This window comes from Campylobacter sp., from assembly GCF_052169515.1.
Taxonomy (GTDB): Bacteria; Campylobacterota; Campylobacteria; order Campylobacterales; family Campylobacteraceae; genus Campylobacter_A.
Genome location: NZ_JBQNCH010000004.1, coordinates 1 through 19365, shown reverse-complemented (window position 1 = coordinate 19365; position 19365 = coordinate 1). Strand labels below are relative to the sequence as shown.

22 protein-coding genes and 1 pseudogene are annotated in these 19365 nt (G+C 36.7%); 13 read left to right on the top strand and 10 right to left on the bottom strand.

The genetic code is table 11. The features are described from left to right. Nucleotides 1-72 precede the first annotated feature (72 nt). The 7 genes and pseudogenes from ACTTKV_RS01895 to ACTTKV_RS01865 all read right to left on the bottom strand — a co-directional run. Nucleotides 73-333, bottom strand: coding sequence for a FlhB-like flagellar biosynthesis protein (locus ACTTKV_RS01895; protein WP_442548980.1), 261 nt, complete (start codon nucleotides 331-333; stop codon nucleotides 73-75). After that, the gene (locus ACTTKV_RS01890) at nucleotides 333-1979 is read right to left on the bottom strand and encodes a hypothetical protein (RefSeq protein ID WP_442548979.1); all 1647 of its coding nucleotides are present in this window, start codon (nucleotides 1977-1979) and stop codon (nucleotides 333-335) included. Before ACTTKV_RS01890 ends, ACTTKV_RS01895 begins: the two co-directional genes overlap by 1 nt. 3 nt (nucleotides 1980-1982) lie before the next feature. Next, nucleotides 1983-3227 carry an MFS transporter gene (locus ACTTKV_RS01885; protein WP_442548978.1) on the bottom strand — a complete coding sequence of 415 codons (1245 nt, stop codon included), beginning with the start codon at nucleotides 3225-3227 and terminating at the stop codon, nucleotides 1983-1985. Then, nucleotides 3217-3735 (bottom strand): hypothetical protein, encoded by a 519-nt coding sequence (locus ACTTKV_RS01880; RefSeq protein WP_442548977.1) that lies wholly within the window; start codon nucleotides 3733-3735, stop codon nucleotides 3217-3219. Before ACTTKV_RS01880 ends, ACTTKV_RS01885 begins: the two co-directional genes overlap by 11 nt. Further along, the gene (locus tag ACTTKV_RS01875) at nucleotides 3722-4000 is read right to left on the bottom strand and encodes an AtpZ/AtpI family protein (protein WP_148821290.1); all 279 of its coding nucleotides are present in this window, start codon (nucleotides 3998-4000) and stop codon (nucleotides 3722-3724) included. Before ACTTKV_RS01875 ends, ACTTKV_RS01880 begins: the two co-directional genes overlap by 14 nt. Beyond that, nucleotides 4000-5283, bottom strand: coding sequence for a glutamate-1-semialdehyde 2,1-aminomutase (gene hemL, locus ACTTKV_RS01870; protein WP_442548976.1), 1284 nt, complete (start codon nucleotides 5281-5283; stop codon nucleotides 4000-4002). Before hemL ends, ACTTKV_RS01875 begins: the two co-directional genes overlap by 1 nt. A gap of 248 nt (nucleotides 5284-5531) precedes the next feature. Continuing rightward, nucleotides 5532-5867: pseudogene (locus ACTTKV_RS01865) on the bottom strand (c-type cytochrome); the annotation flags it as partial. A gap of 83 nt (nucleotides 5868-5950) precedes the next feature. Here ACTTKV_RS01865 and folD point away from each other — a divergent pair. The 3 genes from folD to ACTTKV_RS01850 are packed head-to-tail and all read left to right on the top strand — an operon-like array spanning nucleotide 5951 to nucleotide 8362. Next, nucleotides 5951-6811, top strand: a complete 861-nt coding sequence (gene folD, locus ACTTKV_RS01860; protein ID WP_442548975.1) for a bifunctional methylenetetrahydrofolate dehydrogenase/methenyltetrahydrofolate cyclohydrolase FolD — start codon at nucleotides 5951-5953, stop codon at nucleotides 6809-6811. Between the two features lie 2 nt (nucleotides 6812-6813). After that, nucleotides 6814-7719: a signal peptidase I gene (lepB, locus tag ACTTKV_RS01855; protein WP_442548974.1), complete on the top strand. Its 906-nt coding sequence runs from the start codon at nucleotides 6814-6816 to the stop codon at nucleotides 7717-7719. Further along, nucleotides 7706-8362: a site-2 protease family protein gene (locus ACTTKV_RS01850; RefSeq protein WP_442548973.1), complete on the top strand. Its 657-nt coding sequence runs from the start codon at nucleotides 7706-7708 to the stop codon at nucleotides 8360-8362. The genes lepB and ACTTKV_RS01850 overlap by 14 nt, the downstream gene beginning before the upstream one ends. A 22-nt stretch (nucleotides 8363-8384) precedes the next feature. Here the strand turns inward: ACTTKV_RS01850 and ACTTKV_RS01845 are convergent, their stop codons facing one another. Further along, entirely contained in the window at nucleotides 8385-9770 is a 1386-nt protein-coding gene (locus ACTTKV_RS01845; RefSeq protein WP_442548972.1) for a DUF4139 domain-containing protein, read from the bottom strand. Between the two features lie 110 nt (nucleotides 9771-9880). Here ACTTKV_RS01845 and rpiB point away from each other — a divergent pair, with 110 nt between their 5' ends. The 10 genes from rpiB (at nucleotide 9881) to ACTTKV_RS01795 (ending at nucleotide 17718) form a co-directional block, all read left to right on the top strand. Further along, entirely contained in the window at nucleotides 9881-10324 is a 444-nt protein-coding gene (gene rpiB / locus ACTTKV_RS01840) for a ribose 5-phosphate isomerase B (RefSeq protein ID WP_442548971.1), read from the top strand. Continuing rightward, on the top strand, nucleotides 10321-10653 hold the full coding sequence (locus ACTTKV_RS01835; protein WP_002939538.1) for a hypothetical protein: 333 nt from the start codon (nucleotides 10321-10323) through the stop codon (nucleotides 10651-10653). Before rpiB ends, ACTTKV_RS01835 begins: the two co-directional genes overlap by 4 nt. 20 nt (nucleotides 10654-10673) lie before the next feature. After that, a complete protein-coding gene (locus tag ACTTKV_RS01830; protein ID WP_442548970.1) occupies nucleotides 10674-11222 on the top strand; it encodes an adenine phosphoribosyltransferase in 549 nt (182 codons plus the stop codon). A 1-nt stretch (nucleotide 11223) separates the two neighbouring features. Further along, nucleotides 11224-11829 carry a DedA family protein gene (locus ACTTKV_RS01825; RefSeq protein WP_442548969.1) on the top strand — a complete coding sequence of 202 codons (606 nt, stop codon included), beginning with the start codon at nucleotides 11224-11226 and terminating at the stop codon, nucleotides 11827-11829. Next, nucleotides 11810-13261 carry a leucyl aminopeptidase gene (locus ACTTKV_RS01820; protein ID WP_442548968.1) on the top strand — a complete coding sequence of 484 codons (1452 nt, stop codon included), beginning with the start codon at nucleotides 11810-11812 and terminating at the stop codon, nucleotides 13259-13261. The genes ACTTKV_RS01825 and ACTTKV_RS01820 overlap by 20 nt, the downstream gene beginning before the upstream one ends. Beyond that, on the top strand, nucleotides 13261-14364 hold the full coding sequence (gene ychF / locus ACTTKV_RS01815; protein ID WP_442548967.1) for a redox-regulated ATPase YchF: 1104 nt from the start codon (nucleotides 13261-13263) through the stop codon (nucleotides 14362-14364). Before ACTTKV_RS01820 ends, ychF begins: the two co-directional genes overlap by 1 nt. Before the next feature lie 85 nt (nucleotides 14365-14449). Continuing rightward, nucleotides 14450-15340: a phosphotransferase gene (locus tag ACTTKV_RS01810; RefSeq protein WP_442548966.1), complete on the top strand. Its 891-nt coding sequence runs from the start codon at nucleotides 14450-14452 to the stop codon at nucleotides 15338-15340. Beyond that, nucleotides 15337-16209 carry a DMT family transporter gene (locus ACTTKV_RS01805; protein ID WP_442548965.1) on the top strand — a complete coding sequence of 291 codons (873 nt, stop codon included), beginning with the start codon at nucleotides 15337-15339 and terminating at the stop codon, nucleotides 16207-16209. Before ACTTKV_RS01810 ends, ACTTKV_RS01805 begins: the two co-directional genes overlap by 4 nt. A 7-nt stretch (nucleotides 16210-16216) precedes the next feature. Further along, nucleotides 16217-16906 carry an NTP transferase domain-containing protein gene (locus tag ACTTKV_RS01800; RefSeq protein WP_442548964.1) on the top strand — a complete coding sequence of 230 codons (690 nt, stop codon included), beginning with the start codon at nucleotides 16217-16219 and terminating at the stop codon, nucleotides 16904-16906. Further along, nucleotides 16903-17718: a LicD family protein gene (locus ACTTKV_RS01795; protein WP_442548963.1), complete on the top strand. Its 816-nt coding sequence runs from the start codon at nucleotides 16903-16905 to the stop codon at nucleotides 17716-17718. Before ACTTKV_RS01800 ends, ACTTKV_RS01795 begins: the two co-directional genes overlap by 4 nt. Before the next feature lie 12 nt (nucleotides 17719-17730). Here the strand turns inward: ACTTKV_RS01795 and ACTTKV_RS01790 are convergent, their stop codons facing one another. Together ACTTKV_RS01790 and ACTTKV_RS01785 are read right to left on the bottom strand one after the other, a co-directional pair. After that, nucleotides 17731-18534 carry a phosphatidylserine decarboxylase gene (locus tag ACTTKV_RS01790; RefSeq protein ID WP_442548962.1) on the bottom strand — a complete coding sequence of 268 codons (804 nt, stop codon included), beginning with the start codon at nucleotides 18532-18534 and terminating at the stop codon, nucleotides 17731-17733. A 1-nt stretch (nucleotide 18535) separates the two neighbouring features. Then, nucleotides 18536-19365: metallophosphoesterase (locus ACTTKV_RS01785; RefSeq protein WP_442548961.1), on the bottom strand; the 830-nt coding region annotated here is incomplete at its 5' end.

Genomic DNA, 19365 nt, shown 5'->3' with positions numbered 1-19365 from the left:
ACTCTTTATATGACTCTTTGTCGATTTTTCAAGCAAATTTACAAATAGTCTATTTTGGCTACTTTTGTTGGATTATTTTTTTGTGATTTTATACAAAAAGCTAAAAATTTCAGCCACAGCTTTATATAAATTTGGTGGGATTTCTTGATCTACTTCAACCTTGCTTAAAATTTCAATAAGGTCAGGATCTTCTTTGATTGGTATGTCGTGCTCTTTTGCAAGACCGATTATTTTATTTGCTATCTCGCCAACACCGCTTGCAAGGACCTTTGGTGCGTTATCTTGAGATCTGTTATAGCCAAGAGCGACGGCTTTTTTCTTACTTAGTTGCATTAAATTTTCTTATCAAAGCCCATATCAAGGCCGCCAAAATTTTTAAATCTATCATTTAACTTCACCTTTGGCAAGGTTTTGATGTTAAAATTTGAAACAATGAGCCCAAGCCCAGATATTGCCTGCTTTAGCTCACTTGAACTTGACACTATAAGCTCTTTAAATTCATTTGTTTGCGTAGCCACTGAAATATCTATATAACGTTTGTCTATGAGTCCAACCATCACATTTATCTGGCCAAATTTTTTAAAATTTAGATCGATCTGGGCGTAAAATTTATCTTTTTTACCTTGCTTAAAAGCGACATTTCCACCCTCTACACCGTCCCAAATATATGGCATATAAGTCTGAATGCCTCCTTGCAGACTTGAAACCATTTGATGCATCTCTATTTGTGAGATCATCTTGTTTGCAGAATTTACAGTTTGGGCGTTTTGACTTTTTTCACTGATATTTAAAAGTGTACTTTTTACATCTTGATTTAACACCTTTGAAATTTCACTCTGATTTTTTGTTGTGATGTTATTTATGTCATTTGTAGCGAGTTTTAGCTGCTTTAAGAGTGCCTTACTCTCAGATAGTTCATTTTTAGCCGCGCTAGCATCAGGATCAGCTAAACTTAGACTGTGTGCAAGGCGTCTTGCAGCACTTTGGAGTTTATCTTGCAAGCTACCCTCTTTTGAAACGTCACCTATTTCATTAAATGCCTTTACAAGTCCGGCTTCATCGCCTATATTGTTTAGCATTTTTAGATCATTTTTTAGACTATCAAGCACAGCCTTTAGCTCTTTGTGATTTGAGCTAAAACCAAAGCTTTGGTTTAGTTTTTCATTTGCTAGATTTGCGACTTTCTCGCTTAAATTTGAGATGAAATTTTCCATCTTACCAATCTGATTTTTTATAGCTTCGCCGCTTTGCTCTTTTGAGAAATTTTTATCCAGAAATTTAGCTACATTATCAAGCTTATCGACATCTTTTAAAAGTGTTTTTATGCTTGAGTTATCAAGGACATTTTTAGCTTCACTACTGGCCTTTACAAGCATCGAAGTAAGCTTCATAAATGAGTTTTGATTGTCTAAATTTTCATCATTTAGGGTTAAAATTTGACTTAATAAATTCTGGCTTGATAAATTTTTGATATCGCTTAGTAGCTTTTGAACTGAGCTTGGTAGCTTTTCAGGACTAAGTGCATCTTTTAAATTTGCTTCAAGCATGACACCTGAGTTTTTGATCTGATCATTGAGCGAGCCAGCTTTTAGATCGGCTATTGGCTTTAGAAATTCTTTGAGCTTTAAAGCCAAGCTCTTTATCTCAGAGCTCTCACTTTGCATGGCTTCACCATCTAAACTCTTTGCAAGCTCTGAGAGCTCACTTGCCAAATTTGGAGCGATCTTTGTATCTTTTGCTTGAGATAAAATTTGTTCAGCCTTACTAAGACTTGAAGCACTTTTTAAATCATCAAGCACTCTTGCAACTAGCTTGCCAACGTTATCAAGAGCATTTGAGACAGTCTGTTCGCTCGGAGCCCCAGCTGGCTGACCCTTAAAAAGAGAGCCCTCGTTTTTACGAACGGAGGTGCTAGTAGCAGCATTTTGCCCTGTTTGGACAGAAGTATTTGATATGTTTAAAGAATTTGCTACGTTCATTTTTTACTTTTTGTTTTTTCTATCGGCAAAATTACCATTTTGTTGAATAGTAGCGATACCAGCCGTTCTTGCTACAAGCTTATCATTAAATTCTTTTCTCATATATTGTGGTATTGTTTTTTGAGTCATAGCAAACAAGATAAGCAACACATAAAGCACCAAATAAACATAAATAAAACCAAACGAACCAAAAATTTTCATCGCATAGCTCATAAGAAGTGGCGAGAAAAGTGAGGCAAAAGAGTAGCTAAAAAGCAGTGCACGTGCTACTTGAACGCTCTTTGCCTTGTCTGTGATCTCGTCGTTTGCCCTAGCAAGAGAGAGTCCATATGTGCAAAAAATACCACCGCCAAAGAAAAATGAAAGAATGTATTGAATGTTTAGGTTGTTGCCATTTAATAAAAATAAAACCGCACTCACCAAAGCCACGCTACTGCATAATATCAAGGCTGGCCTTCTTCCGTATTTATCAGAAAAACCTCCGATAAAAATCTGAGCCAAAAAGCCCCCAATCATGGCAACAGTCATAAAAAATGATGCTTCCTTTGCACCGTATCCTTGAAGCATGATAAAGAGGCTTGCCATCGAGAAAAAGCCATTTATCGCTAGGCCTGCAATGAGTGCCCCCACAAGAGCTAGTGGGACTATGCCAAAAATTTTTGGGATATTTATGGGTTGACGCTCTGGGATTTGAGGCTGGTTTATGCGAATTAAATTTAGTGGAATGCTTGAGAGCATGATAAAGGCTGCACTTATTATAAAAATTTCAAATACACTAAGATCAAGAGCTAAAATCAAAATGCCTAGTCCAAAACTGGTGTAAAAAACGCCTTCATAAAAAGCTATCACACGAGATCTTATTTTATTTGGAATTTTTGCATTTAGCCAGCTTTCTATAACCATTAAAAGCGCGTAATAACAATACCCCAAAAACACCCTTAACACTGCCCAAAAGATCAAATTTTGACTGATAGCATGAAGCATGGCCGAGACTGCAAAAATGGCTGAAAAGATGGCAAACGCCCTTATGTGACCAGTGGTCGATATGACTCTATGAGCTGTAATAGTACTAACAAGTGCACCCACAAAAAAACTCATGTTTATAAGGCCGATCTCTAGTTCACCAACGCCACTTTGCTTAAGCAACGCACTACAAGAAGCGATAACTAGACCATTTCCGATAAAAAGCAAACTCATACCAAAAAATAGCGGCCCCATCGAACGGATGATCCTAAAGCTACTTGCCATCTGTGTTCCTTGTTAAACTATGTTTATTTTGCATTATGCCAAAAATAAACGCTCCAATGGGCATGGGAGCAAGCCCAACCAAAAAGCCAGGCACATTTAGTAAATTTTCATTTCTTAAAAATAAAAATCCCAAGAATAATGCTGTATAAGCCACCAAACGGTAAGGCATAAATGCTGCCACATAACTCTTATCCTTAAATGAAAATTTCTGCTTTTTTAGCCTTGCTTTTTCATCTTTTAGGTTAAATTCTTTTATCTCTTCTTGAGGATAAATTTCATCCTCCTCATCCTCTTCTTTTATTGTGGCTAAAATTTCATCTCTTGCATTTTCTAGCCTTGAGTTTATGCGGTTTTTGTAGGCAAAAAAACTAGCCGTTAAGATAATGAACGAGGCAAAAAATGAAATTTGCGAGCTTATAAAAAATGAAAATGATACAAATTTGCCAATCACACTAAGGACAAACCAAAGCACAAAATAGCAAATCAAAAGTCTACTAATCGTCCTCATCATCATCTTTTTCGTAGCTTTTAAACCTATTCTCGTCTTTTAGCTCATCCAAGCTTTTTACTTGTGCCTTATAAGCCTTGTATACGTTTAAAATAGCCGCCAAAATACCAAAAACAAGCCCTATCCAAAGTGCTGGCGTGAAATTTGTAGCCTTTTTTACAAGATATCCTAGTCCAGTGCCGATTACCACAGCTACAACCATCGATATGCCAAGGCTTAGCTGCTCAGCGCCTACTACTATATCTTTTACTTTTAGCTTTGCCATTAAGCTTTTATCTCCAAAAATGCCTCTTTAGCTGCATTTATAGCTAGATCAATGTCGGCTTCACTCATCGCATCACAGATAAATCCAGTCTCAAACTGACTAGGCGCTAGATAAATTCCACGCTTAAGCATCGCTTGGTGAAATTTAGCAAAAAGTTTTGTATCGCTTTTTAGCGCATCGTCGTAGTTTTTCACAGCGTGATCTGTAAAAAAGTAGCCAAACATAGAACCACGAACATCGGTTTGTATAGCGATGCCAGCACTCTTTGCTGCCTCTTTGAAGCCGTCCATTAGTTTTTTAGCTAATTTTTCAAGTCTAGCATATAAATTTGGATCACTATTTATCTTTGAAATCGCTGCTATACCAGCACTCATCGCCACTGGATTGCCACTTAGCGTACCTGCTTGATAGACTGCACCCTCTGGGCTTAGGCAGTCCATGATCTCAGCTTTGCCACCAAATGCAGCGACATTCATGCCTCCGCCTATAACCTTGCCAAATGTAATGAGATCAGCGTTCACTTCGTGAAATGGATATGAGCCAAGGCGAGAAGCTCTAAAGCCACTCATAACCTCATCAAGGATAAGCACAGCGCCAAATTTATCACAAAGTGCTCTAAGCTCCTCTAGAAATTTCTTATCGCCTGGCACAAGCCCCATATTTCCAGCGATAGGCTCGATTATGACGACGCCGATTTTGTCTTTGTTATTTTCAAAGATAGCTTTTACGCTTTCGATGTCGTTGTAGATAGCTAAAAATGTATTTTTCACAACATCTTGTGGCACACCGCCGCTTGAAGCGTTACCGTATGTTGTAGCGCCACTTCCTGCTTTGATAAGAAGTGCATCGCTGTGTCCGTGATAGCAGCCTTCAAATTTTATTAGACCATCTTTTTTGGCATATCCTCTAGCCACCCTGATTGCGCTCATGGTAGCCTCTGTGCCAGAGCTAACGAAGCGAATTTTATCTATTTGCTTAAACTCATCACATATTAGCTTTGCTAGAGCGGTCTCTTTTGGAGAGGGAGCGCCGTAAGATACGCCTTGTTTTACGGCAGAGATGATCGCCTCTTCGATATCTTTGTCGCAGTGGCCAAATATGAGCGGTCCCCAGCTTTGGATAAAGTCAAGGTATTTTTTACCCTCGACATCGTATAGATAAGCGCCCTTTGCGTGATCTATCATCACAGGCTCACCACCAACACTACCAAATGCACGCACTGGTGAGTTTACGCCGCCTGGAATATATTTTTTGGCTTCGCTAAATGCCTCTTTATTTGTCATTTTTTATCCTTTTGATTTTGTGTTTTTAAATTTGTTTTTTGATTATCTTTTGAACTTGCTGGTGTTTTTGCCACTTGTGTAGCAGCTTTTGCTGGCTCAGCCGGCTTAGCTGGGGCTGTCTTGGCTGGCTCGGCAGGTTTTGCAGTGGGTGCTGTTTTGGCTAATTCGGGCTGCTTTTGCGTAGCTGTAGGGGCGGCTGGCTTAGCTAAATTTTGCGCTTTTGCCGCCTTTGCAGGAGTTTTCATCTTGTTTGTGATGTACTCATAAAGGATGGTTGTCTCCTCATCTGTTAAAAAGTAGCTTGGCATGACACCTTTTGGCTTTGTTAGAGCGGCTTTAAAGCTTTCAAATTCTATATCATTTATCTTTGGCGCTCTTAGCTCATCATCAACCGTTTTGTTTGTCTTTTTGTCAAAATGCTTGTATTTGGATATCAGGCTGCCTTCGCCTTTTGCACCGTGACATTTGTCACATCCTATGCCACGTGGATTTAGGTATAGCATCTTGGCGTACTCGGTCTTTGTGATAAAGTCAGCACCAAAAATCGCTACACAAAAAAGCAAAATCAAAAAAACAGACCGCATAAACCTCTCTTTTAAAAATTTAATTTAATTTTAGGTATGATACCACCCTTGTGATTAAAAAAGCTTTTAAATAAGGATCAAGTATGAAAATTTTAGACGGTAAAGCCATATCTTTAAAGGTCAAAGAAAGCGTAAAAGTAAGAGCCGAAGAACTAAAAAAATTTGGCGTAGAGCCTACATTGGCTGTTATCCTAGTGGGCGAAGATAAAGCATCTCAAACATACGTTAGAGCCAAAGAAAAAGCCTGCAACGAATACGGCATAAAAAGCGTAGCTCACCGCCTAAGTGAAAATACAACCCAAGCAGAGCTTCTAGCACTTATAAATGTACTAAATTTAGACGATAGCATCCACGGCATCTTGGTGCAGCTACCACTTCCAAAACATATAGATACAAACACCATTTTGGCAACGATTGATCCAGCAAAAGACGTAGATGGCTTTCATGCTGTAAATGTTGGAAAACTTGTTAGTGGATTAGATGGATTTGTGCCTTGTACACCGCTTGGAGTTATGGAAATTTTAAAAGAGTATGGCATTGACGTGGCTAGGCTAAACGCTGTTGTTATAGGTAGAAGTAATATCGTTGGAAAGCCTATGGCAAACTTGCTTTTAAACGCTTCAGCAACAGTTACGATCACTCACAGCAAGACTAAAAATTTAAAAGAAATTTGCAAAAACGCTGACCTCATCGTAGCGGCCATTGGCAAGCCATTTTTCTTAAAGGCTGATATGGTAAAAGATGGCGCAGTGGTCATTGATGTGGGCATAAATAGACTTGATGATGGTAGGCTTGTAGGCGATGTGGATTTTGATGAAGTCGCACCAAAATGCTCATACATCACACCAGTTCCAGGAGGCGTGGGTCCGATGACGATTGCGATGCTTTTAAATAATACAATCCTTGCAGCCCAAGCTAAGATAGCTAGCCACAAAAGAGCGTAATAATGAAAAAATTTTTTACTAAATTTTATGACTTTTGCTCGAGCTGGACTGGCACTATTATCATTGTTTTACTAGTCATTTTTTTTGTAGCTCAAGCCTTTGTTATCCCTTCAGGTTCAATGAAAAATACGCTTTTAGTTGGTGATTTTTTATTCGCTAAAAAATTTGTTTATGGCATACCAACACCAAGAATTCCGTGGCTTGAAGTAAAAATTTTACCTGAGTTAAACGATAATGGACATCTTGTCACAGGCAGTGGCCCAGCAAGAGGAGATATAGTCGTCTTTCGTTATCCAAAAGACGAAAAGACCCACTTTGTAAAACGCTGCTTTGCCACAAGCGAAGATGAGATAGTATTTACCGAAAAAGCCTTGTATTTGCGTCCAAAAGAGGGAGATGGCTTCATAAAGGCAAATTGCCATGAAAACGCTGGAGACAAGAAGAGCAATCTAAACTACTCATGCAGTGACGTAGTTGATCTTGACGGTAGGCTTTTCATCAAAGAGCCATATAAATTTAGTGGCATCCACTATGATGAAAGTGTAAATTTATTTGAGCAAATGGTTTTTATGCTAAATACAAATAAAGCTAGTGTTTTTATGAAGCCAGCCGTTGTTAACTCGCTACCTCAAAATACAAATTTTGGCTTTAATGCATTTTACGTAAAAGTGCCAAAAGACGAATATTTTATGATAGGCGACAACCGCGACCACTCAAATGATAGTCGTTTCTGGGGAAGTGTGGCATATAAAGACGTTGTTGGTCAGCCTTGGTTTATATATTTTAGTTGGGATAATAACTATAAAGTCCGATGGGAGCGTATCGGGCGTTTTGTAGATACGATAGAAAATGATGAATTTTTTACCAACAAAGCTCTAAAAGAAGGCGAAGTAGATGGACTTCACTAATATAGATCCAATTAGAATAGCTAGCATTGTAATAGCACTTGTCATCGCCATTGTAGGCCACGAAATAGCTCACGGCTATGTTGCATATAAATTTGGCGATAACACTGCAAAAAATCTTGGTAGGCTTAGCATAAATCCTATAAAACATATCGACCCAGTGGGCACCATAATAGTTCCTTTGGTGCTTTATCTAAGTACTGGTATGATGTTTGGCTGGGCAAAGCCAGTGCCAGTAAACACATATACCGTTGTGCGAAACGGTGGATACAATGCGGCTATTTACGTAAGTCTTGCTGGTATTTTATACAATATTATTTTAGGCATCGCAACACTTTTTGTGCTAAAAGTATTGCTAAATATAGAAACATTTGAAATTTTACTTCAGTTTTTGTATACACTTGCGCTTTTAAATTTAATTTTGGCCGTATTTAACCTCTATCCGATCCCACCACTTGATGGTTTTCATGCGGTTGAATATGCTCTTAGAAATTTTGGCTTTCATGCCTTAGCTGATAAACTAGATAGTATGTCAAGATATGGATTTATCATCCTTATCATCATTCTCATTTCACCTTTAAAAGAGACTATCTTCTACCCAACAAGATATATAATACAAATCGCAACAGCCTTTATAAATGGCTAAATTTAGGGCAAGGCAACTTGCTCTATTTCTTTGGTTTTGAAATTTTATAAGAGTATTCTTTTTTAAATTCCTCTTTTGGCGTAAGGCTAAATTTGAGCTCCACCCTGCCCTCTTTGCTGATATCTTTTTTATCAAAGCCCTTTATCTCGACCTTTACGGCCTCATCAGCAGAGACTGGCACGCGCTCAACCAAAGTCAGATCAACACTTTTGCTTGAGTTGTTTTTAACACTTATCTCATAGCCTTCTTCACTTATACGCTCTTTACCAAGGAGTGAGCTTTTTTTGAATTTATTTAGCCTCTCTTTTTTAAGCTCAATTAGCTCATTTTGCCCCAAAAATAGCTGCGAAGCCTCTTCTTTTGTCCTCATTTCAAACTCATGTGAGCTACCAATATTTATACCGTCTACGTAAAATAGCGTTCTAGCTGGCGTTAGATCGTCGTTTAGCTTAAAGCTAGCTACATTATAAGCCTTTAGTGAACCGTAAAAATCAGCAAAAACGCTAAAATTTGCATCTATTTTTTGAGTATCGTAGGTTATATATTTACTCTCGCCTTTTTCTAAATTTATCCCATCTATCTTCCAAATTTTAGCAAACTCAGTCTCGGCTCTTTGCACACGCATATCAGCGACCTCAGCGGACATCTTTGCTGCTCTTGACTCACTCCTTAAAGCAACATAGTTTTCAGTGGCTATCTCGCTCTCTTCATACCAAGGATAGAAGCTACTTGGCGCAAGGGCCTTTTGATATCTGGTTGGATAGATAGTAAGCTGTAAATTTTCAACATCACTAGCAAACGGATTTGTGACTAAAATTTTTTGATTTATTAAGATATTTTTTGCCTTTGTATCAGCGTAAATTTCATTTAAGATCTGAGTTTCATCACCGTATGGATATGAAAATTTAACCTCTTTTGGTTTGCAAGCAAATTTCATATCAAGTACTGCAAATCCAGCTGTTTTGCTCTCTGGCTTATTTTGCTCGAGCTTTTTTATCTCACTCTTTACGGCTGAAATTTTCTCATAATTTTCTAGGCTTAGCTTATAAAACTCATCAGCTCTTTTTGTCACATCGTTACTTTTGTTTGAGTCAATCAACGCGTGTTCTATAAACCTGCCTCTTGCACTTAGTGCATCGAGCTTATTACTTAAATTTTTAAGATCTTGCTGCCACTTGGCACTGCTCTCATCGTTTGCATTTTTACCATCTTTTAAAGTAGCACTTACGTCACAATCAGCATTTATCATGATCCTTTCTTCATCTGCACCTTCAGGTATTAGCACACTAAAAGAGCTGTTTGCGTCACTAAATTTTTGCATGACGATGGTTTGATCAGTATAAACACTTATCAAATTTTCATTTGCAAAGGCTAGCGTTAAAGCCATTAAAAATAGTACTTTTTTCATATCTTTTCCTTTAAAATTTTATGAAAATTATAGCCTCTTTATGGTTGCAAGCAAAATTTTATTTTAATGCAAATTTCACTATAATCGTCAAAAAATTTAATGGATTTTTCATGAAAATAGATAAAATTTTTATCGCTTGCGACCACGCTGGTATAGAGTTAAAAGCAGAGCTAAAAGAGGTCATAAAAAGGCTTGGGCACGAAGTCATTGATCTTGGCACTAATGACAAAAATAGCGTTGATTATCCTGACTATGCGCATTTGCTAGCAAGCAAGCTCGAGCCTAATTGCTACGGCGTGCTCATTTGTGGTACTGGTATTGGTATTTCAATCGCTGCAAATAGGCACGAAAACGTAAGATGCGCCCTTTGCCATGACGAATTTACTGCAAGACTTGCTAGAGAGCACAACGACTCAAACGTCATCGCCTTTGGGGCAAGAGTGATCGGAGCTGGCGTTGCAAACTCAGCACTTGAGACATTTTTAAAGACCGAATTTGAAGGCGGTAGACACGAAAGACGTGTACAAAAGATAGAACTTAAGGCAGGCAAATGATAGGCGAGTGGATCGTTTTTACTGCTTTGGTTTGTGCTGCGATCTACCTTACTGTCATGGTTTTTTACTTTAAGACACTTCTAAAAAAAGAGCGTGCGACAAAAGATTTTATGAAAAACAATCTTCAAGACACCGAGGTCGTCATAAGGAAATTTCAGATCCAGTTACAACGCAGCCTCGGAAATATTGATATCCTAACAGATGAGCTAAACAAAACCAAAAATGACGTCACCTCTCTTCGTACTAGAAATTCTCAGTACCGCTTAGAAAATGACAAGCTAAGACAGCGTATTCGTGAGCTTGAGGGTAAGATCGAAGCGTTGCTATAACATCAATTTTAAGGAAAATTATGAAAATTTTAGATCAAAAAGGCAAAGAATTTTTATTAAACTCTATTCGCTGTATAAACGATTTTCCAAAGCCTGGCATCGTTTTTCGCGACATCACAACGCTTTTAAACAACAAAGAGGCATTTAACTTTTTAATAGACCATTTGGCTGACAGATATGAGAGTACGAGCATCGACTACATCGCTGGTATCGAGTCACGTGGCTTTATATTTGGTGCAGCGCTTGCGGCAAGACTAAGGCTACCATTTGTTCCTATTCGCAAGCCAAAAAAGCTACCATACATCACACTTTCACAAAAATATAGCCTAGAGTATGGCGTGGACGAGGTTCAAATTCATATCGATGCTTTTGGCGAAAAAACAGGTGCTAGAGTACTTTTGTGTGATGATCTCATCGCGACTGGCGGTACTGCAAAGGCTTCAGTTGAGCTTATTAACCAAACAAATGCAACTTGCGTTGAGGCGTGCTTTTTGATAGATCTAGTTGATCTAAAAGGAAGTGAAAATTTAAAATCGCTAACCAAAGTTTATAGCATTTTAGAGGTTTGACATGGAAGCCTTTTTCATCGAACTGCTAAAAGAGTACGGCTACATCATACTTTTCTTATGGTGTATCATGGAAGGCGAGATGGCCTTGATAATGGCTGGCATCCTAGCTCACACGACACACATGCACATCACACTTGCTATATTTGTAGCAGGCATCGGTGGCTTTGTCGGGGATCAAATTTACTTCTATCTTGGCCGCTACAACAAAAAATATATTGCCAAAAAGCTTCACACGCAGCGCCGCAAATTTGCCATTGCTCACATTTTGCTCAAAAAATACGGCTGGCCAATAATCTTTTTACAGCGCTACATGTACGGCTTTCGTGTCATCATACCTATGTGTATCGGCCTTACAGGATATAGCGCCAAAAAATATGCCTTTATAAATTTAATCAGTGCTTGGTGCTGGGCGGCGATCACGATTATACCTGCTTGGATCCTTGGCGAGCACATACTTGACATCTTGAACAAAGCAAAAGAGCACTGGTACGTTGCCGTGCCAGTTGTTGCCATATTTTTAGGAGTCTTGCTATTTGCATTTAAACGCATAGAAAATAAAATTTTAAATGAAAGGAGACATAGAAACCATGCAGTTTCAAATAGTTGATAAAAAATTAAAAGATATAAAAGCTGATATTGAACTCATTTTTGTAGTGGATAAAAATTTAAAACATAAATTTATAAACGATAAAGAGGCCTTTAAATTTCACAACTACAAAGGCGATAGCGTCCTTGTCCTAAGCGAGGCAAAGAGAGCCTACGTGCCACTTGCTAAGCTAGAATTTGACGAACTAAGGCTTGCGGCAGCAAAGGCCTATAGCGCGCTAAAATCGCTAAATATTAAGAGTATAAAACTAGCTTCATACATAGCAGATTGTCCAAAACTAAGCTTTGAGGCGCTAGCTGAGGGCTTTTTACTAGGAAGCTATGAATTTAACAAGTATAAAGAGAAAAAAGAGAAATACACACTTGAAAAGATAATTTTTAGCACAGAGGAATTTAACGCGCAAAAGATTGATATAAAGGTCGCAGAAGAAGGCTTTAAAGAAGCAGTGATCATAGCTGAGGCTACAAACTTTGCAAAAGATATTGTAAATGAAATCCCAGAAATTTATACACCTCAAAAGATGGCAGAGGATGCGCAAAATTTAGCCAAGAGCCACACTAGTATCAAGTGCGAGGTCTATGACGAGAAATTTCTAGCAAAAGAGAATATGAACGCATTTTTAGCAGTAAACCGCGCAAGTGTGCACAAACCAAGACTCATCCACCTAACCTACAAACCTAAAAAGTCTAAAAAACGCATCATCTTTGTTGGCAAAGGCCTAACATATGATAGCGGTGGCCTTAGCCTGAAGCCAGCTGATTATATGCTGACGATGAAATCAGATAAAAGCGGTGCAGCAGCAGCTATTGGTATCATCAAGGGTGCTGCGGAGTTAAATTTACCATTTGAAATTCACGCCATTTTAGGCGCCACTGAAAATATGATCGGTGGTAACGCTTACAAACCTGATGACGTGCTTATTTCAAGAAGTGGCATTAGCATAGAGGTTAGAAACACCGACGCAGAGGGACGTTTGGTGCTGGCTGACTGCCTAAGCTATGCTCAAGACTTTAAGCCAGACATCTTAATCGACATGGCAACCCTAACTGGCGCTTGCGTCGTGGGGCTTGGTGAGTACACAACAGGCATCATGGGCAACAGCGAGAGTCTAAAAAGCGAGTTTAAAAACAAGATAAAAGATAGCGGCGAGCTAGTAACTACGCTTGACTTTAACTCTTATCTTAGCGAGCTTATCAAAAGCCAGATAGCAGACGTTAGCAATTGTGCATCAAGCAGATATGGCGGCGCGATCACAGCTGGCATGTTTCTAGCTAAATTTATCAAAGATGAGTACAAAGATAAGTGGCTGCACCTTGATATCGCAGGCCCAGCATACCGCGAAAAGGCTTGGGGATATAACCAAGCAGGTGCGAGTGGAGCTGGCGTGAGGATGAATTTATACTTTTTACAAGCACTTAGCAAGGAGAATTGATGGGACTTTCAGTTGGAATAGTGGGCCTACCAAATGTGGGCAAATCAACAACATTTAACGCACTTACAAAGGCGCAAAACGCTGAGAGCGCGAACTACCCGTTTTGTACGATCGAGCCAAACAAAGCCATCGTACCAGTGCCTGATAAGCGCCTAAACGAGCTTGCAAAAATAGTAAATCCAAACAAAATTCAATATTCAACCATCGAATTTGTCGATATCGCAGGCCTTGTAAAAGGGGCGAGCTCAGGCGAGGGACTTGGCAATAAATTTTTATCAAACATCAGAGAGACAGAGCTCATTTTGCACATTGTTCGCTGCTTTGAAGATGAAAATATCACCCACGTTGAGGGCAGTGTCGATCCAGTAAGAGACATCGAGATCATACAAACTGAGCTAATACTAGCCGACATCGAACAACTAAATAAAAAGATAGAAAAGCTTACAAGAGAGGCAAAGGCAAACGCAAAAGGTGCTAAAGAGGCGCTTGAGATGGCAAATTTACTCCTTGCTCACCTAAATGATGGCAAAAGTGCAAGTAGCTTTGAGCAAAAAGATAGTGAGGCGTTTTTAGCACTCAATAGAGAGCTAAGGCTCTTAAGTGCAAAAGAGGTAGTTTATGGCGCAAACGTCGATGAAGAAGGGCTTAGCGAAGATAATAAATTTGTAAAAGCGCTAAAAGAGTACGCAAAAGTCTCAGACCACGAGGTGATCAAGCTTTGCGCAAAAGTTGAAGAGGAACTAATAGGTCTAAGCGACGAGGAGGCACACGAGTTTTTGGCATCTATCGGCACGAGTGAGAGCGGTCTTGAAAAGATCATCAGGACATCTTTTGCAAAGCTAAATTTAATAAGCTATTTCACCGCTGGCGTCGTTGAAGTAAGGGCTTGGACGATCACAAAAGGTTGGAAAGCTCCAAAAGCAGCAAGCGTCATCCACAATGACTTTGAGCGAGGTTTTATCAGGGCTGAAGTGATAGGCTACGAGGACTATATCGCACATGGCGGTGAAAACGGAGCCAAAGAGGCTGGCAAAATGAGGCTTGAGGGCAAAGAGTACATCGTACAAGATGGCGATGTAATGCACTTTAGGTTTAATGTCTAAAATTATCATCAATCCCAAAGTGGTGATTTAAATATTTTGCTATTTGCGTATTAATTATTATGGTTTACAAAAACGAGGAGAGTATATGAACTTAACTGATGACATATCAGAAATTTTTTCTAAAATTTTAAAAGAGAATATACAAAGCATTGCTCCACTAGGTGGAATGACAAATTCAAATTTTCTCATTACCACAAACAAAAAAAACAAAGAAACCAGCAATCAATATGTTTTAAGGATGCCAGGAAATAATTCAAATAGTATGATAAATAGACATTGGGAAAAAGAAAATCAAATCATTACTTCTAATTTTGGACTAAATATACCAACTGTTTATTTTGACGAAAATAGTGGCATAAAAATAACCAAATTTTTAAAAGATGCAGAGACTTTAAAGCCAAATACTATTAAAAATCATATAGAAAATATCTCAAAAGAACTCTACAAACTACATACAAGTGATGTAAAATTTAAAAATAATTTTGATCCATTTATAAAACTCAAAGAATATTTAAATTTAATAAAAAAAGAAAATTTATATATTTTTGAAAATGATCTTAAAAAAGCTTTAAACATTTTCAATGAATTAAAAGAATTACTATTTGATATAAATCAATCAAAATATGGTAAAAATTTATTTTTAAGACCAACACATGGTGATTTAGTGGCAGAAAATATACTATTTGACAACGGTAGAATATATATTATAGATTGGGAGTATTCTGGATTGAACGACCCTATGTGGGATATTGCATCATTGTTTCTAGAAAATAATTTTACAAAAGAAGATGAAAAACGCTTTTTTGATTCATATGCAATAGACAAGCAAGATAAACAAAAAATAGAAATTTTCAAAAACATTCAAGATATATTATGGACATATTGGACATTTGCAAAACTAAACGATAATAACAAAGAAGAATATTTAAAGTATGCAAAAATGCGATTGGAAAGAGCACTAAAGTATAGCATATGAACATTGGATATATTGCCGCTCTTGTGAGTGGATTATTATGGGCATTAGATGGTATATTCTTATCTTTTATACAAGCATCAAGCATACTTGTATCGCTTTTTCATGATGGACTAAGTTTTATATTTATACTGTTATTTCTTATTATTTCAAAGTCCTTTAAAGACATATTTAGAATTTCAAAAAAAAGTTTTATAATTATAGCAATAGCCTCCTTTTTTGGAGGGTTTGTTGGAATGGGCTCTTTTATTGCTTCAATCCATTATTCAGGTATTGGTGTAGCAGTTCTTTTTAGTTCACTATATCCCATCATAAGCATAATCTTGTCTAAATTTTTATTAAAAGATATGTTAAGTCGCATAGGACTTTTTGGTATCTTATTGGCTGTTTTTGCTGGAATTTGTCTTTGCTTTGTTTCATATAACGATTACGAGTTTAGTGCTATGGGTATACTTTTTGGTTCATTATGCGCTATTGGTTGGGGCTTTGAATGTGTCATAATAAATATTGCACTAAAAGATGACGTTCCCGCAAAATTTGCTCTTTTTATAAGACAGAGTGTAAGTTTTTCTTGTTTTTTTATTTGTATCATTATAATCACTCTATTTTATAATTCTACTTTTTTTGAGGACAACATGAGTATTGATTTTATATTTGATAAAATAATTTTTGCTTCTTTGTTTGGCACATTATCATATGGATTGTATTATATTGGAATAAAAAAAATAGGTGCACTAAAAGCTATGGGCCTAAACATATCTTATAGTTTTTGGGCTGTCCTGCTAAGCTATTTTTTTGGAGCAAAAATGATTTTAATAAAATTAGTACTGGCAGTAACTTTAATTATCGGATCTTTATTAAGCAATCTCTAGGATAAACATGAATGCAATAATATTAGCAGCTGGACTTGGATCAAGGCTAAAAGAGCTAACAAAAAATAAACATAAGGCGCTTTTTACAATAGATGGCGTACCAAATATAGAAAGAACTATAAAATTTTTAAACGAAATAGGCGTGAAAGAAATCCATATAGTTACTGGGTATTTGAGCGAACAATTTGACTACTTAAGGGGAAAATTTAACATAAACATTATCCAAAATGACAAATATAAAGAGCAAAATAATCTCGCGTCTTTCTCGCTAGCCTTGCAGTATTTTGGAAATAGCTTTATAATAGATGGCGATGTGGTACTAATAAAAAATATTTTACAGATTCCATCTAGCTCTGCATATTTTACTACAATTAGACAAAATAGCGATAAAAAAGAATGGGTTATAAAAACTATAAATAATAAAGTTACAGGAATTGAGATTTGCAATAAAAAAGCTCCTTCACTTCTTGGCATAAGTTTTTTTACAAAAAAAGATGCAAGTATTATAAAAAATCATATAAAAAGCTTATCAAAAAATGCTTTTTTAGATCCAAAAAAATATTATGATGATGCGATAGTGGAAGTCCTTGATAATATAGATATGAGTTTTATTAATATAGATAATAATTTAGTTGCAGAAATTGATGATGTTAGCGATATAAATGAATTAGACGAAAAATTAAGAGCACTGAAATGAAACAAATTTCAATAGATGAAGCCAAAAAAGCAATGCTTGAAGTGGCAAATTTTATTCATAAAATTTGTATAGAAAATGATATAAAATATTCTCTTGCATATGGTACTTTAATAGGCGCGATTAGACATGATGGCTTTATTCCATGGGATGATGATTTTGATATTTTTATGACTAGAGAAAATTATGAAAAACTGATAAAAATTTTGAAACATTGTGAAGATTATTATGTTTTGGATTTTTATCAAGATGACTATATTTTTAACTTTTCAAAACTTTGTTCAAAAAGATTTATAGGAAAGTTAAGCTCAGATGATTTAAGGCCTCATCCACAAAATTTTGGTATATTTATAGATATTTTTCCATTGGATAATATAGTAGGATCGCCTGAAAAATGGATAAAAACACAAAAAAAGTTAGTACATGCGCTTTTTTTTACAAGTTTTTATACATTTAACAAGGCTGGTAAAAAGACAAGAAATTTTATAAAAACTTTTACAAATTTTCCAAAGCTTTGCTTTTATAAATTCATAATTACTAAAAATCGAATTTTATCAAAAATACAAATGTCAATTGACGAATCAAAGAAGGCAAAAGATACCAACTTTATAGGAATTTATTCAAGTGGCTCAAAAGAGATATATAAAAAAACTGATTTTAATGACTATATACTGCACAAATTTGAAGATTGTGAACTAATGATCATAAAAAATTATGATCCTGTTTTACGTTTATATTATGGCGACTACATGAATCCACCAAAAGAGTCTAAACGAAAAGGACACCATTTATATACTTATTTTGACACAAAATAAGTATATATGCTTTCAGCAATCTTTTTTTAATATCCCAACAGACTCAGCGAATTTAAGCTCTTTGTTTTCAAAGAGATTGTACTCAATCGCATCTTTTTCACTAAGTATCACAATAGTTGAGCCAAGTTCAAAATTTCCAAGTCGCTCACCTTTTTTGATATGTAAATTTTCATATTCATAAATTTGCGTAAAATTTGCCATCGCATTTGTCTGGATACGCTCATCAAAGCTAAATTTCATCTTGCCAACGTTTAGCGCACCTACAAAAACCAGCCAAAGTTTTTTACCATTTTTCATCTCGCAAAGTAGTGCCACACGCTCGTTTTTAGTGTATAGACTTTCGACCTTGCCAAGCCATTTTACAGCCACACTATAGAGCTTGCCTGGGATATAGATCGCTTTTTTAACTGTAATATCACAAGGTGCGTGGTAGTGGTGGTAGTCTTTTGGGCTAAGGTAGATATTGGCAAAGTCATACTCGCCATCAAGCTCATCCTGCCCCAAAAGTTCTTTTACGCTGTAGCTCATGCCCTTTATACTAAATGCTTGTAGATCTTTTGTGCTACCAAAACTAAGACATGTACCATCGCTTGGACTAATAAATATCTCATCTGCTGTATCAAATTCTCTTGATTTTATGAGCTCTCTAGTAAAAAGCTCGTTTAAATTTTTATACTCGCTGACTGGCTTAAATTCGCTCATATCAATCTTAAAAAGCTTTATATAAGATGAGTTGATAAATTCTTGAACCGGCCTAATGAAGCTTAGCTTTGCAACCTTGCCAAAAATTTGAGAAAAAAGATTGTCACTATTCATTTTATTCCTTGCTTAAATTTAATATCGCGATCTCGCTTGGCGCAAAGATCCTAACCGGTGGCCCCCAAAATCCAGCACCGCTACTAATATATGCCTGCATTTTATCATTAATCTTATAAAGCCCATGTAAAAATCCCTGATCAAGCAAAACTAAAATACCAAAAGGAAAAATTTGACCAGCGTGTGTGTGTCCGCAAAGAACCAGATCGACATCTTTTTGCATGGTTTTTATAAATTTTGGCTGATGCGAGAGTAAAATGGTAGGCAGTGCCTCATCACGTCCTGATAAAGCCTCATCTAAATTTGGTTCTAAATTTTTAAATCTAAAGCCGGCCAGATCGTAAACTCCAGCCAAATTTATTCCGCCAATTTTTTCATTTTTGTTGCCAAGCACTCTAATGCCAAGCGAGCTTATCTTTTCTAAAACACCGTCCACTCCGTGGTAATATTCGTGATTACCAGGAACATAATATGTACCGTAAGTGTTTTTTAGATCTCTTAATGGATCGAGGAAGTCCCCTATAAACTGCGCGCTCACATCGACAAGGTCTCCGACTATCACAACAATGTCAGGTTTTGCTAAATTTATATCACTAACAAGCTTTGTCATAAAATCTTTTTGCAAAAACTCGCCAATATGTACGTCCGTTATCATGGCAATTTTTAAATCATTTTGTAAATTTTTTATCTTTATATCAACTTGCCTGATCTTTGGCGGCGTTAATGCATTAAAAATTCCCTTTAAGAAACAAGCGATAATAAAAATAACAAATGTCACATCAAAGCAAAATTTTATAAATTGACGCCTTGAGGAATTAAATTTACTCTTAG

Excerpts from the sequence above, each read along its gene's own strand:
- ACTTKV_RS01895 (WP_442548980.1), bottom strand. The coding sequence starts at position 333 with ATGCAACTAAGTAAGAAAAAAGCCGTCGCTCTTGGCTATAACAGATCT.
- ACTTKV_RS01890 (WP_442548979.1), bottom strand. The coding sequence starts at position 1,979 with ATGAACGTAGCAAATTCTTTAAACATATCAAATACTTCTGTCCAAACA.
- ACTTKV_RS01885 (WP_442548978.1), bottom strand. The coding sequence starts at position 3,227 with ATGGCAAGTAGCTTTAGGATCATCCGTTCGATGGGGCCGCTATTTTTT.
- ACTTKV_RS01880 (WP_442548977.1), bottom strand. The coding sequence starts at position 3,735 with ATGAGGACGATTAGTAGACTTTTGATTTGCTATTTTGTGCTTTGGTTT.
- ACTTKV_RS01875 (WP_148821290.1), bottom strand. The coding sequence starts at position 4,000 with ATGGCAAAGCTAAAAGTAAAAGATATAGTAGTAGGCGCTGAGCAGCTA.
- hemL (WP_442548976.1), bottom strand. The coding sequence starts at position 5,283 with ATGACAAATAAAGAGGCATTTAGCGAAGCCAAAAAATATATTCCAGGC.
- folD (WP_442548975.1), top strand. The coding sequence starts at position 5,951 with ATGAAAATTTTAGACGGTAAAGCCATATCTTTAAAGGTCAAAGAAAGC.
- lepB (WP_442548974.1), top strand. The coding sequence starts at position 6,814 with ATGAAAAAATTTTTTACTAAATTTTATGACTTTTGCTCGAGCTGGACT.
- ACTTKV_RS01850 (WP_442548973.1), top strand. The coding sequence starts at position 7,706 with ATGGACTTCACTAATATAGATCCAATTAGAATAGCTAGCATTGTAATA.
- ACTTKV_RS01845 (WP_442548972.1), bottom strand. The coding sequence starts at position 9,770 with ATGAAAAAAGTACTATTTTTAATGGCTTTAACGCTAGCCTTTGCAAAT.
- rpiB (WP_442548971.1), top strand. The coding sequence starts at position 9,881 with ATGAAAATAGATAAAATTTTTATCGCTTGCGACCACGCTGGTATAGAG.
- ACTTKV_RS01835 (WP_002939538.1), top strand. The coding sequence starts at position 10,321 with ATGATAGGCGAGTGGATCGTTTTTACTGCTTTGGTTTGTGCTGCGATC.
- ACTTKV_RS01830 (WP_442548970.1), top strand. The coding sequence starts at position 10,674 with ATGAAAATTTTAGATCAAAAAGGCAAAGAATTTTTATTAAACTCTATT.
- ACTTKV_RS01825 (WP_442548969.1), top strand. The coding sequence starts at position 11,224 with ATGGAAGCCTTTTTCATCGAACTGCTAAAAGAGTACGGCTACATCATA.
- ACTTKV_RS01820 (WP_442548968.1), top strand. The coding sequence starts at position 11,810 with ATGCAGTTTCAAATAGTTGATAAAAAATTAAAAGATATAAAAGCTGAT.
- ychF (WP_442548967.1), top strand. The coding sequence starts at position 13,261 with ATGGGACTTTCAGTTGGAATAGTGGGCCTACCAAATGTGGGCAAATCA.
- ACTTKV_RS01810 (WP_442548966.1), top strand. The coding sequence starts at position 14,450 with ATGAACTTAACTGATGACATATCAGAAATTTTTTCTAAAATTTTAAAA.
- ACTTKV_RS01805 (WP_442548965.1), top strand. The coding sequence starts at position 15,337 with ATGAACATTGGATATATTGCCGCTCTTGTGAGTGGATTATTATGGGCA.
- ACTTKV_RS01800 (WP_442548964.1), top strand. The coding sequence starts at position 16,217 with ATGAATGCAATAATATTAGCAGCTGGACTTGGATCAAGGCTAAAAGAG.
- ACTTKV_RS01795 (WP_442548963.1), top strand. The coding sequence starts at position 16,903 with ATGAAACAAATTTCAATAGATGAAGCCAAAAAAGCAATGCTTGAAGTG.
- ACTTKV_RS01790 (WP_442548962.1), bottom strand. The coding sequence starts at position 18,534 with ATGAATAGTGACAATCTTTTTTCTCAAATTTTTGGCAAGGTTGCAAAG.